Genomic DNA, 12,663 nt, shown 5'->3' with positions numbered 1-12,663 from the left:
CTGTCGGGCCCTGTCATGCACTGCTCGGCACTTGTGTCACAAAAGTTCCCCTTCTGTCACGTGTGTCACGTGTACGCGGGTCTTCCGTCACACGTGACACACGAGGGCTCGCTTCAATCACTGAGGGTCGTTGACCGGTCGCAGGTTTGTGAATCGCCAGCGCAGCGCCCGGCTCCCCCTACGGCCTTCCCGGCCGCCGCCGTGGTGCGCGCAGGGAGGTGCCACTGATGACGACCGACCGACTTCTCTGGTCGTACAAGGACATCGCGGCGCACATCCGTGTGCAGCCCGACACCGTCCGCTCCTACCGCAAACACGGGCTGCTGCCGCCGCCGGACCACGTGGAGAGCGGCAAGCCCTACTGGTACGCCGACACGATCCGCGCCTGGGTCGCCTCCAGACCGGGCAACCGGGGGCGGAAGGTCGAGTGAGACGGTCCCTCGTCGCACCTATTCGCTTGTCCCCGGGTCCGCGCCTTGTCCAGGATCCGGGGATGAGCCTTTTCGAGAACCCCGTCCTCACCGGTGAGAAGGCCGTGCTGCGGCCGTTCAGGGAGGACGACGCGCCCGTGATGGCGCGGATCCTGGCGGACCCGGAGGTCGTCCGGCTCACCGGCAGCCCGACCGAGCGATTCGAGCTGGACCGGCTGCGGTCCTGGTACGGCAGCCGCAACGACCAGACCGACCGCCTCGACCTCGGCATCGTGGACCGGGCGAGCGGTGACCTGGTGGGTGAAGCCGTACTCAACGAGGTCGACGAAGCCAACCGCAGCTGTTGCTTCCGGATCCTGATCGGTCCCGGCGGGCAGGACCGGGGGGTGGGCACGGAGGCCGTTCGGCTCACGGTCGGCCATGCCTTCGAGCACATCGGTCTGCACCGCGTCTCGCTGTACGTCTTCACCCACAACCCCAGGGCCCGGCGCGCCTACGAGAAGGTCGGCTTCGTCGCCGAGGGGATCGAACGGCAGACGCTGTGGCAGGGCGGGGAGTGGATCGACGCCGTGCGGATGTCGATCCTCGCCCCGGAGTGGGCCGCCCATCGGGGGCGACCCGAGGGGGACGGGGTCAGCTCCACGGTTCGATGACCGTCACCCCGCTGCCCGGTGCCGTGCCCATCGCGGCGAGTGCTGCCGGGGCCGCGTCCAGGCCGATCGTCGCGGTCACCAGGAGGTCGGGGCGCAGGACGCCCTCTTCGACCAGCTTCAGCATCGTGGGGTAGGCGTGGGCCGCCATGCCGTGGCTGCCGAGGAGTTCCAGCTCCAGGGCGATCGCGCGGGCCATCGGCACCGGGGTGGTGCCCGTCTCCGAGGGCAGCAGCCCCACCTGGACGTGGCGGCCCCGGCGGCGGAGGCCGTTGACGGAGGCCGCGCAGGTGGCCGGGGAGCCGAGCGCGTCCAGGGAGAGGTGGGCGCCGCCGCCCGTAAGGTCGCGGACCGCCTCGGCCGTGTCCTTGACCGCCGACGCGTCCACGCACTCCGCCGCACCGAACTTCCTGGCCAGCTCCAGGGCCCGGGGCGACACGTCGACGGCGATCACCCGGGCTCCGGACGCCGCCGCCACCATCACCGCCGACAGGCCCACACCGCCGCAGCCGTGGACGGCGACCCACTCCCCCGCCGCGACGCGGCCCTGCGCCACCACCGCGCGGAACGCCGTGGCGAAGCGGCAGCCGAGCGAGGCCGCCGTGCCGTACGACAGCTCGTCGGGCAGCGCCACCAGGTTCACGTCGGCGTGGTCCAGGGCGACGTACTGGGCGAACGAGCCCCAGTGGGTGAAGCCCGGCTGTGTCTGCCGCTCGCACACCTGCTGGTCGCCGGCCGCACAGGCGGGGCAGGTGCCGCAGGCGCACACGAACGGAACGGTGATCCGGTCGCCGGGGCGCCAACCCGTGACCGCCGCGCCGGTCTCCTCCACGACCCCGGCCAGTTCATGGCCGGGGACGTGCGGGAGTGTGATGTCCGGGTCGTGGCCCTGCCAGCCGTGCCAGTCGCTGCGGCAGAGGCCGGTCGCCTCGACGCGGACGACTACGCCGTGGGGGGTGGGGGTGGGGGTCGGGACGTCTTTTGTCTTGGGCGTCTTTCCGAACTGCTCGAACACTACTGCGCGCATGTGGCCCACCCTTCCGTTCGGGGCCGGTGATCGCTGGCGGCCCCGGTCAGCATCGCATCGTCGGTGCGTGGGGTTTTCTCGCCCCCGCCGCCCCTACCCGTCCCATCCTCAAGGGGCTGCGCCCCTTTGACCCCCAGCGTCCGTCCGGTGGGGGCTGGTCGCGCAGTTCCCCGCGCCCCTGAAAAGCAGGGGCTGCGCCCCGTGCTTTTCAGGGGGCCGAATGCATGGCGACCGGCTCCGGTTGTGGTTCGGGGGTGGGGGTCGGTGGGGCCGCTTCGGTCAGACCGAACCTGTTGTGGAAGCGGCGTAGTGGGGGTGGGGCCCACCATGTCGCGCGGCCTGTGAGGCGCATGACCGCGGGGACCAGGAGGCTGCGGATGACCATGGCGTCCATGAGGACGGCCAGGGCTATGCCGAGGCCGAGCATCTTCGTGTTGGTGACCCGGGAGGTGCCTATGGCGATCATGACGACGGCGAGGATGACGGCCGCGGCGGTGATCAGACCGCCGGTGCGCTGGAGGCCGAAGCGCACCGAGGCCGTGTGGTCGCCGGTGTGGTCGTACTCCTCCTTGATGCGGGAGAGCAGGAACACGCCGTAGTCCATGGAGAGTCCGAAGGCCACGCAGAACATCAGGACCGGGAGGGTCGTCTCTATGGAGCCGGGGCTGGTGAAGGCGAGCAGGCCGGAGAGGTGGCCGTCCTGGAAGACCCACACCAGCGCGCCGAACATCGCCGTCAGGCTGAGGGCGTTGAGAAGGACTGCCTGGAGGGGGATCAGCACACTGCCGGTGAGCAGGAAGACCAGGATCAGCGTGACGATCACGATGAAGGAGAGGGCCCAGGGGAGGCCGTCCCCTATCGCCGCCTTGGTGTCGACCAGCACCGCCGCCGTGCCCGTCACCGAGGTGTCGAAGGGGGCGTCCGTCGCCCGGATCTCCTCGACCAGGTGTTGCGCGCCCTCGTCGACCGCCTCGCCCTCCGGCTGCACGGTGAAGTAGGCCCAGTCGCCCTCGACCAGGGGCCCCTCCACCCTGAGCACCTCGGGGAGGTCCGCCAGCCGCTCCTTGTAGGCGGCGTACTCCGCCTTCGTCGCCTTGCCCTCCGCGAGCACCGCCAGGCCGCCGCCGGGAGTGCCCGGGAAGCCCTCGCGCAGATGCTGCTGGACGACGTGCGACTCGGCGGTGGAGGGGAGTTGGCGGTCGTCGGCCGTGCCGAACCTCACCCCCAGGAAGGGGAGGCCGAGGAGGAGCAGACCGGCGGTCGTGGCGACGGCGAAGTACGGGGCGCGGCGCATGACGAGGGCTGCCGTGCGGCCCCAGGCCGCGCCCTCCTCCGCGGCCGGGGAGTCCCCGCTGCCGGTCTCCGCCTTGCGGCGGCGCTTGAACAGTTTGCGCAGGTCCAGGGCGTTGACGCGGTCGCCCAGGAGGACGAGCGCGGCCGGGAGGAGGATCAAGGCCGCTGCCGCCGCCAGCAGGACCACCGCGATGCCCGCGTAGGCGAAGGACTTCAGGAAGTACTGCGGGAAGACCATCATCGCGGCGAGGGAGACGGCGACCGTGAGGGCGGAGAAGAGGACCGTGCGGCCGGCCGTGCGCAGGGTGGTGGCGACGGCCGTCAGGGAGTCGGCGCCGGTGGACAGCTCTTCGCGGAAACGACGCACGATGAACAGGGCGTAGTCGATCGCCAGGCCCAGGCCCATGGCCGTGGTGAGGTTCAGGGCGAAGACCGACACGTCGGTGACCTCGGTGAGGCCGCGCAGGATGGCGTTGGTGCCGAGGATCGCGACGATGCCGACGCCGAGCGGCAGCAGGGCGGCGACCGCGCTGCCGAAGACCATGACCAGCAGGACGAGGGTCACCGGCAGGGCGATCATCTCGGCCCGCAGCAGGTCCTCCTGGATGGTCGTCTGCATCTCGTGGCGGACCGCGAGGATGCCGCCGACCTTGACCTCGACCGGGCCGTGCGTACCGCGCAGCTCGGGGGCGATGCGGTCCAGGGTCTTGTTCACGGCGGTGTCGTCGCCGGTGAGGCGGGCCGCTATCAGTGCCTCGGTCCCGTCCTCCGAGCGCAGCGTCGGGGCGCCGGTCAGCCAGTAGGAGCCGACGCCCGTGACGCCCTTCTCGGCGGTCAGCCGCTCGGTCAGCTGCTTCGCCTCGGCGGCGGCGGCCGGGGCGTCGACCGAGGTCTCGCCCGCGTCGACCAACAGCAGGAAGTTCGGCTGGGAGTCGGGGAACTCGCGCTCCAGAGCCTTGGTCGCGTAGGTGGACTGGGCGGCCGGGTCCTCCCAGCCGCCGCTGCCGAGCCGGTCGGCGACATCGCTGCCCGCGACGACCGCGAGGGCGGTGAGCACCAGGGCGACCAGCAGGGAGAGCCGGGGGCGGGCGGTCACGAACCGGGTCCAGCCTCCGGGTCGGGGTGGCCGGTTGACTTCGGTCATGGTGCGGTGTCCCCTTCACTCTGATCGCTCTGCGTCCGCGCCGAGCGCAGCCAGGTGGCACGGGAGCACCGAGCCATACACTGGCAAACACGAGCAGTCGCTCGCGTTTCATCAGAATGCGAGCGACCACTCGTGTTTGTCAATCACGTCCGGAAAGCTGGGGATAACCGCGTGCCCACCCACCAGGAGAAGGAACAGCCCGAGCAGCCCCAGAAGGCTGAGCGACTCCGGGACAAGGAGCAGCCGCGCCGCCGCCAGGCCCGCGGCGAACGCCGTATCGCCCAGCTCCTCGACGCCGCGGCCTCCGTGTTCAGCTCGACCGGGTACACCGCCGCCAGCACCAACGCGATCGCCCGCGAGGCGGGGGTCTCACCGGGCACGCTGTACCAGTTCTTCCCGAACAAGGAAGCGATCGCGATCGAGCTGGGCGAGCGGCTCATGCGGGAGATGCAGGCGGCGTACGGCGAGGCGCTCGCCCCGGTCGACCCGGCGACCCCGCTGGAGGAGGCCGTCGCGGCGGCCGTCGACCGTTTCATCGACTTCAACTGCCGGCACCCGGTGTTCTTCGCCCTGATGCACGGCCCGGACGTCCCCGGACGGATCGCCGAGCAGCACGACGCCCTGCACACGACCCTGGTCGCACGCGTCGAGGCCCTGCTCACCCCCCTCCTGCCCGACGAACCGGCCGCCGCCGTCAGTCGCGTCGCGCGTGTCTGCATCGGCGTCTACATGGCCGGTCTGGAGCTGGTGCTCGCCCACGAGGGCGCCGAACGCGACGCCTACGTACAGGAACTGAAGAACGTCGTGCTCCGGTACCTGGAGCCCCTCGTGGGCGACAAGCTCGCTGCCGGCCCCGCGAGCGGCACTCCCGCCCCACGCGCCTTGGATTCATACCCCTAGGGGGTATAAGATGGGCACCTGAAGGGTTACCCGACCCGACATCGCCCCCACCCGCCCCGACGAGGAGTAACGACATGGCCACCGAGACCGATACCCAGGGCTCCGTCACCGCCGTCTACAAGGTGAGCGGCATGAGCTGCGGGCACTGCGAGGGCGCCGTTTCGGGCGAGATCACCCAGCTCGACGGCGTGTCCTCCGTGAAGGCCGTCGCCTCCACCGGCGAGGTCACCGTGGTCTCGGCCGCCCCGCTCGACGAGGAGGCCGTGCGCGCCGCCGTCGACGAGGCCGGCTTCGAGCTGGTCGGCAAGGCCTGAGGCACCGGATCACCCGGGCACGGACATGACGAGCACCACCGCGGCCGCCGCCATAGGAGACCCCGTCCACGAGGTCGAGCTGACCATCGGCGGAATGACCTGCGCCTCCTGCGCGGCCCGCGTCGAGAAGAAGCTCAACCGCCTGGACGGGGTCACCGCCTCCGTCAACTACGCGACGGAGAAGGCGAAGGTCACCTACCCCCCGGGGCTGGAGGTCGCCGACCTCATCGCCACCGTGGTAAAGACGGGGTACACGGCCGAGGAGCCACCGCCCCCCGCCCCTCCGCGAACCGAGGAGGAAGAGTCCCTCCCGACGGCGGAGGCGGAGGCGGACCCCGAACTCGCCTCGCTGCGGCAGCGGCTCACCGTCTCGGCACTGCTCGCGGCGCCCGTCGTCCTCATGTCCATGGTCCCCGCCCTCCAGTTCGACAACTGGCAGTGGCTCTCGCTGACGCTGGCCGCGCCCGTCGTCGTCTGGGGCGGACTGCCCTTCCACCGGGCCGCGTTCACCAACCTCCGGCACGGCGCGGCCACGATGGACACCCTCGTCTCCGTCGGCACGCTCGCCGCCTTCGGCTGGTCCCTGTGGGCCCTCTTCCTCGGGCACGCGGGCATGCCGGGCATGCGGCACGGCTTCGAGTTCACCGTCTCCCGTACGGCGGGCTCGTCGACGATCTATCTCGAAGTGGCCGCCGGGGTGGTCGCGTTCATCCTGCTCGGCCGCTATCTGGAGGCCCGCTCCAAGCGCCGCGCCGGCGCCGCGCTCAAGGCACTGCTGAAGCTGGGCGCCAAGGACGTCTCGGTGCTGCGGGAGGGGCGGGAGGTACGGATCCCGGTCGGGCGGCTGGCGGTGGGCGACCGTTTCGTCGTACGCCCCGGTGAGAAGTTCGCCACCGACGGCACCGTCGTGGAGGGCGCCTCCGCCGTCGACGCGTCGATGCTGACCGGTGAGTCGGTGCCGGTGGACGTGACCGTCGGGGACGCCGTCACGGGCGCGACCGTGAACGCCGGCGGCCTGCTGGTCGTCGAGGCGATCCGGATCGGCGCGGACACCCAGCTGGCGCGGATGGCACGGCTGGTGGAGGACGCGCAGAACGGCAAGGCGGAGGTGCAGCGGCTCGCCGACCGGATCTCGGCCGTGTTCGTCCCGGTCGTCATCCTGATCGCGGTCGCCACCTTCGGCGCCTGGCTCGGCGCCACCGGCGACACCACCGCCGCGTTCACGGCGGCCGTGGCGGTGCTGATCATCGCCTGCCCGTGCGCGCTCGGCCTTGCCACCCCGACCGCCCTGCTGGTCGGCACCGGGCGCGGCGCCCAGCTCGGCATCCTCATCAAGGGCCCCGAGGTCCTGGAGTCCACCCGCCGCGTCGACACCGTCGTCCTGGACAAGACCGGCACCGTCACCACCGGCCGGATGACGCTGAAGGGGGTGTACGTCGTCGGGGGCGACCCCGACGACGAGGCCGTAGCCCCGGCGGAGGGGGTGACCGAGGAGGACGTCCTGCGTCTCGCCGGCTCCGTCGAACACGCCTCCGAACATCCGGTGGGCCGGGCGATCGCCGCGGGCGCCGAGGAGCGCGTGGGCGCACTGCCGCCCGTCGAGCGCTTCGAGAACCTGCCCGGAAGGGGCGTACGCGGCCTCGTGGCGGGCCACGACGTCCGGGTGGGCCGATTCCCCGACGAGCCGCTCCCCGAGGCCCTGAAGGGCGCGAAGGAGGCCGCCGAGAGCGAGGGGCACACGGCGGTCGTCGTCCTCCGCGACGGCGTGGCACTCGGTGTCGTCACCGTCGCCGACGCGATCAAGGAGACCAGCGCCGAGGCGGTACGGCGGCTGCGGGCGCTCGGCCTCACCCCGATGCTGCTGACCGGGGACAACGAGCGGGTGGCCCGGACCGTGGCCGCGGCGGTCGGCGTCTCCCTCGAGCACGTGATCGCCGAGGTGCTGCCCGAGGACAAGGTCGACGTCGTCCGCCGGCTCCAGCGCGAGGGCCGTACGGTCGCGATGGTCGGCGACGGGGTCAACGACGCCGCCGCACTGGCTGTGGCCGACCTCGGGCTCGCGCTGGGCACGGGGACGGACGCGGCGATCGAGGCGGGCGATCTGACGCTGGTGCGCGGGGACCTGCGGGTGGCCGCCGACGCCATCCGGCTGTCGCGGCGGACCCTGTCCACGATCAAGGGCAATCTGGCCTGGGCCTTCGGATACAACGTGGCCGCGTTGCCGCTGGCCGCCGCCGGATTGCTCAACCCGATGATCGCGGGGGCGGCTATGGCCTTTTCGTCCGTTTTCGTGGTAACGAACAGCTTGCGACTCAGGACATTTTCGTGACCGCCGGGCAAAAGTCCCTCTAGAGTCCGGAAGCAGCACCACATAAGCTCTTCACAAGGCTCGCGCATCATCCTTACGCTGGGACCTCGATCGCCAAATCGGGTCTCTTGCGCATCTTCAGGACATTTCGCAAGAGACGCAGATCACAGTGGAGTGAACGTAACCACCGAAGGGGTTCGTGAGTCTAAGTTGGCGATGTCAGAAGCGTCTTGGGGGGCGTGACTGGCATCTGGGGATGTCTTGGGGGACGTTCCCGGAATTGCGTTGCCGGGGCACGTGCACCGGGGAGCTTTGAGCGGCCCTCCCGTACGTACGCGTCCCGGCAGACCGCACACCGCGGCACGACAGACACATAGAGGTAGGACGACGAGCTCTGCTCGTCGAGCTCAGCGAATTCAGGCGCTGTGCCCACCAGACGCCCGGCCGGATCCCGTGGGGGGAATCCGCACCGGGACATGGGAAGGCGCCCTGCTCGCCGGCCCGTGGGGGGACCAGCGTTGCAGGGCGCCTTCTCGCTATTTTTTTAAGGCTCGGTTCGCCTCCGGGGCGCAGAAGCCTGTGTCGAGACGGCGATCGTGCTCGGCCCTCCTTCGTCGGGCGCTGCGCGCTCCCCCACTCTCGGCTTCGCTCGAGCGGGAGGTGCCCCCATGCCGTCTCGACACAGGCGCGCCCCTTCGGCTCACTCGCCGTAGGGCGCCCTCTGCCTCAGCGGGCAAGCAGTGGGCCCGTGCGGAACAGTTCTCCGCACGGGCCCCTCTGCTACAAGTACTCGGCTCAGCGGGCCTCGACCGGGACGAAGTCGCGCTCGACGACGCCCGTGTAGATCTGGCGGGGGCGGCCGATGCGGGAGCCCGGCTCCTTGATCATCTCGTGCCACTGGGCGATCCAGCCCGGCAGGCGGCCGAGGGCGAAGAGGACCGTGAACATCTCGGTCGGGAAGCCCATGGCGCGGTAGATCAGGCCGGTGTAGAAGTCCACGTTCGGGTAGAGGTTGCGCGAGACGAAGTAGTCGTCGGAGAGCGCGTGCTCCTCCAGCTTCAGCGCGATGTCCAGCAGCTCGTCGGACTTGCCGAGGGCCGAGAGGACGTCGTGCGCGGCAGCCTTGATGATCTTGGCGCGCGGGTCGAAGGACTTGTAGACCCGGTGGCCGAAGCCCATCAGGCGGACGCCGTCCTCCTTGTTCTTCACCTTGCGGATGAAGGAGTCGACATCGCCGCCGTTGGCCTTGATGCCCTCCAGCATCTCCAGCACGGACTGGTTGGCGCCGCCGTGCAGCGGGCCCCAGAGCGCGGAGATACCGGCCGAGATCGACGCGAACATGTTCGCCTGCGAGGAGCCGACCAGGCGGACCGTGGAGGTCGAACAGTTCTGCTCGTGGTCGGCGTGCAGGATGAGGAGCTTGTCGAGCGCCGAGACGACGACCGGGTCGAGGTCGTACTCCTGGGCCGGGACCGAGAAGGTCATGCGCAGGAAGTTCTCGACGTAACCGAGGTCGTTGCGCGGGTAGACGAACGGGTGACCGATCGACTTCTTGTACGCGTACGCCGCGATGGTCGGCAGCTTGGCCAGCAGGCGGATCGTGGAGAGGTTGCGCTGCCGCTCGTCGAACGGGTTGTGGCTGTCCTGGTAGAACGTCGACAGGGCGCTGACCACGGAGGAGAGCATCGCCATCGGGTGGGCGTCCCGGGGGAAGCCCCGGTAGAAGTTCTTGACGTCCTCGTGCAGCAGGGTGTGCTGCGTGATCTCGTTCTGGAACGTGGAGAGCTCGTCCACGGTCGGAAGCTCACCGTTGATCAGCAGGTACGCCACCTCCAGGAAGGTGGAGCGCTCGGCCAGCTGCTCGATCGGGTAGCCGCGGTACCGAAGGATGCCCTGCTCACCGTCGAGATAGGTGATGGCGGATTTATAGGCAGCGGTGTTCCCGTAGCCGCTGTCCAGGGTGACCAGACCGGTCTGGGCCCGGAGCTTCCCGATGTCGAAGCCCTTGTCGCCGACGGTGCTGTCGATCACCGGGTAGGTGTACTCGCCGTCGCCGTACCGCAGTACTACAGAGTTGTCGCTCACGTCATCCCTCACCGACGTAGTGCCTCTTCTTCGAGGTGCCCTGACTGTCTCTACCATCCCCCAATTGGCTCTGGAGAGTGCACTCGGGGTCGACCATCGGGCCCATCGGCGGCACTCAGTGCCGCCAACTTGCTCATCCTGCCCCCTCCGTCCGACATCTGGAAGGGCTGTGTGACCTTTACGACTCGTTTGATCGATCAAATTTCACTCACGGGGCGACGCGCCTTCACGAGAGGTCCTCACAGTGGCCGTGGCGCGAGCCGGAAGTCGAGGGCCGTGCACCTGCGTCCCGCCGAGACCGTGCGCACCGCCTGGCCGATCGCCTTGCGGGAGCCGACCAGGACGACGAGCTTCTTCGCCCTGGTCACCGCCGTATACAAAAGGTTGCGCTGGAGCATCATCCAGGCGCCGGTGGTGACCGGGATCACCACGGCCGGGTACTCGCTGCCCTGGGACCGGTGGATCGTCACCGCGTAGGCGTGCGCCAGCTCGTCCAGTTCGTCGAACTCGTAGCCCACCTCCTCGTCCTCGTCGGTGAGGACGGTCAGCCGCTGGTCGACTGGGTCGAGCGCGGTGACCACGCCGACGGTGCCGTTGAAGACGCCGTTCTCGCCCTTCTCGTAATTGTTGCGAATCTGGGTGACCTTGTCGCCGACCCGGAAGACCCGGCCGCCGAACCGCTTCTCGGGCAGATCGGGGCGGGCGGGGGTGATGGCCTGCTGCAGCAGGCCGTTGAGGTTGCCCGCGCCCGCCGGGCCCCGGTGCATGGGCGCCAGCACCTGGACGTCCCGGCGCGGGTCCAGCCCGAACCTGGCCGGGATACGACGGGCCGCCACGTCCACGGTGAGCCGTCCCGCCTCCTCCGTGTCGTCCTCGACGAAGAGGAAGAAGTCCGTCATGCCGTCGGTGACCGGGTGCTGTCCGGAGTTGATCCGGTGCGCGTTGGTCACCACACCGGACTGCTGGGCCTGGCGGAACACCTTGGTGAGGCGGACGGCGGGGACGGGGCTGCCGTCGGCCAGCAGGTCACGGAGGACCTCGCCGGCGCCGACGCTGGGGAGCTGGTCGACGTCGCCGACGAAGAGGAGGTGGGCCCCGGGGGGCACCGCCTTCACCAGCTTGTTGGCAAGGAGGAGGTCCAGCATGGATGCCTCGTCGACGACCACCAGATCGGCGTCCAGCGGGCGGTCCTTGTCATAGGCCGCGTCGCCGCCGGGCTTCAGCTCCAGCAGGCGGTGGACGGTGGAGGCCTCGGCGCCGGTCAGCTCGGCGAGGCGCTTGGCGGCCCGGCCGGTGGGCGCGGCCAGCACGACCTTCGCCTTCTTGGCGCGGGCCAGCTCCACGATCGAGCGGACCGTGAAGGACTTGCCGCATCCCGGGCCGCCGGTCAGCACGGCCACCTTCTCGGTCAGCGCGAGGCGTACGGCCGCCTCCTGCTCGGGGGCCAACTCCGCGCCCGTACGCCCCTTCAGCCAGGCCAGCGCCTTGTCCCAGGCGACGTCGTGGAAGTGGGGCATGCGGTCGGCGTCGGTGCGCAGGAGGCGCGACAGCTGGGCGGAGAGGGAGAGTTCGGCGCGGTGGAAGGGGACGAGGTAGATGGCGGTGACCGGGTCCGAGCCGGGGTCGGGGCCGGGGACCCTCTCCCGTACGACGCCGGGCTCGCCCGAGTCCTCGTCCGGCAGGGCGAGTTCGGCCAGGCACTCGATGACCAGGCCCGTGTCGACCTGGAGGAGCTTGACCGCGTCGGCGATCAGGCGCTCCTCCGGGAGGTAGCAGTTGCCCTGGTCGGTGGCCTGCGAAAGGGCGTACTGCAGGCCCGCCTTGACGCGCTCCGGGCTGTCGTGGGGGATGCCGACGGACTGGGCGATCTTGTCGGCGGTGAGGAAGCCGATGCCCCAGACGTCGGAGGCGAGGCGGTACGGCTGGTTCTTCACGACCCCGATCGAGGCGTCGCCGTACTTCTTGTAGATGCGGACCGCGATGGACGTGGACACCTCGACGGTCTGGAGAAAGAGCATGACCTCCTTGATCGCCTTCTGTTCCTCCCAGGCGTCGGCGATCTTCTTGGTGCGTTTGGGGCCGAGGCCGGGGACCTCGATGAGGCGCTTCGGCTCCTCCTCGATGATCTGGAGGGTGTCCAGGCCGAAGTGCTGGGTGATGCGGTCGGCGAAGATCGGGCCGATGCCCTTGACCAGGCCGGAGCCGAGGTAGCGGCGGATGCCCTGGACGGTGGCCGGGAGGACGGTCGTGTAGTTCTCGACGGTGAACTGCTTCCCGTACTGCGGGTGGGAGCCCCAACGGCCCTCCATGCGCAGGGATTCGCCGACCTGGGCGCCGAGCAGCGCGCCGACGACGGTCAGGAGATCGCCGCCGCCCCGGCCGGTGTCCACGCGCGCGACCGTGTAGCCGTTGTCCTCGTTGGCGTACGTGATGCGTTCCAGGACGCCTTCGAGTACGGCGAGACGTCGTTCGCCCGGGGGATTTCCCGCCTGTTGAGCCATGATCCGACGG

At 70.1% G+C, this 12,663-nt stretch carries 9 protein-coding genes; 5 read left to right on the top strand and 4 right to left on the bottom strand.

All coding sequences use genetic code 11. The features are described from left to right. Nucleotides 1-227 precede the first annotated feature (227 nt). Entirely contained in the window at nt 228-431 is a 204-nt protein-coding gene (locus PUR53_RS44245) for a helix-turn-helix transcriptional regulator (RefSeq protein WP_060884633.1), read from the top strand. A 62-nt stretch (nt 432-493) separates the two neighbouring features. Beyond that, the gene (locus PUR53_RS44240) at nt 494-1,084 is read left to right on the top strand and encodes a GNAT family N-acetyltransferase (protein WP_329912263.1); all 591 of its coding nucleotides are present in this window, start codon (nt 494-496) and stop codon (nt 1,082-1,084) included. On the opposite strand, the gene PUR53_RS44235 is transcribed toward PUR53_RS44240, so the two are convergent. Continuing rightward, entirely contained in the window at nt 1,065-2,108 is a 1,044-nt protein-coding gene (locus PUR53_RS44235; protein ID WP_329912262.1) for a zinc-dependent alcohol dehydrogenase family protein, read from the bottom strand. The genes PUR53_RS44240 and PUR53_RS44235 overlap by 20 nt on opposite strands. A gap of 208 nt (nt 2,109-2,316) precedes the next feature. Next, nucleotides 2,317-4,545 (bottom strand): MMPL family transporter, encoded by a 2,229-nt coding sequence (locus tag PUR53_RS44230; RefSeq protein WP_329912261.1) that lies wholly within the window; start codon nt 4,543-4,545, stop codon nt 2,317-2,319. Between the two features lie 171 nt (nt 4,546-4,716). Between PUR53_RS44230 and PUR53_RS44225 the strand changes: the two genes are divergently transcribed. The 3 genes from PUR53_RS44225 (at nt 4,717) to PUR53_RS44215 (ending at nt 8,088) form a co-directional block, all read left to right on the top strand. Beyond that, the gene (locus tag PUR53_RS44225; protein WP_329912260.1) at nt 4,717-5,445 is read left to right on the top strand and encodes a TetR/AcrR family transcriptional regulator; all 729 of its coding nucleotides are present in this window, start codon (nt 4,717-4,719) and stop codon (nt 5,443-5,445) included. Nucleotides 5,446-5,519: 74 nt separating this feature from the next. Continuing rightward, entirely contained in the window at nt 5,520-5,759 is a 240-nt protein-coding gene (locus tag PUR53_RS44220; RefSeq protein WP_239754426.1) for a heavy-metal-associated domain-containing protein, read from the top strand. Between the two features lie 25 nt (nt 5,760-5,784). Beyond that, nucleotides 5,785-8,088, top strand: a complete 2,304-nt coding sequence (locus PUR53_RS44215; protein WP_329912259.1) for a heavy metal translocating P-type ATPase — start codon at nt 5,785-5,787, stop codon at nt 8,086-8,088. Between the two features lie 774 nt (nt 8,089-8,862). Here PUR53_RS44215 and PUR53_RS44210 read toward each other — a convergent pair. Both PUR53_RS44210 and recD2 read right to left on the bottom strand, forming a co-directional pair. Next, nucleotides 8,863-10,152, bottom strand: coding sequence for a citrate synthase (locus PUR53_RS44210; protein ID WP_329897229.1), 1,290 nt, complete (start codon nt 10,150-10,152; stop codon nt 8,863-8,865). Between the two features lie 239 nt (nt 10,153-10,391). Then, nucleotides 10,392-12,653 carry an SF1B family DNA helicase RecD2 gene (gene recD2, locus PUR53_RS44205; RefSeq protein WP_329912258.1) on the bottom strand — a complete coding sequence of 754 codons (2,262 nt, stop codon included), beginning with the start codon at nt 12,651-12,653 and terminating at the stop codon, nt 10,392-10,394. Nucleotides 12,654-12,663 lie beyond the last annotated feature (10 nt).

The sequence above is a fragment of the Streptomyces sp. SP18BB07 genome (assembly GCF_036322545.1).
Taxonomy (GTDB): Bacteria; Actinomycetota; Actinomycetes; order Streptomycetales; family Streptomycetaceae; genus Streptomyces; species Streptomyces deccanensis.
Note: the sequence above shows the minus strand (reverse complement) of the source record. Positions and strands in the feature narration are given on the sequence as shown.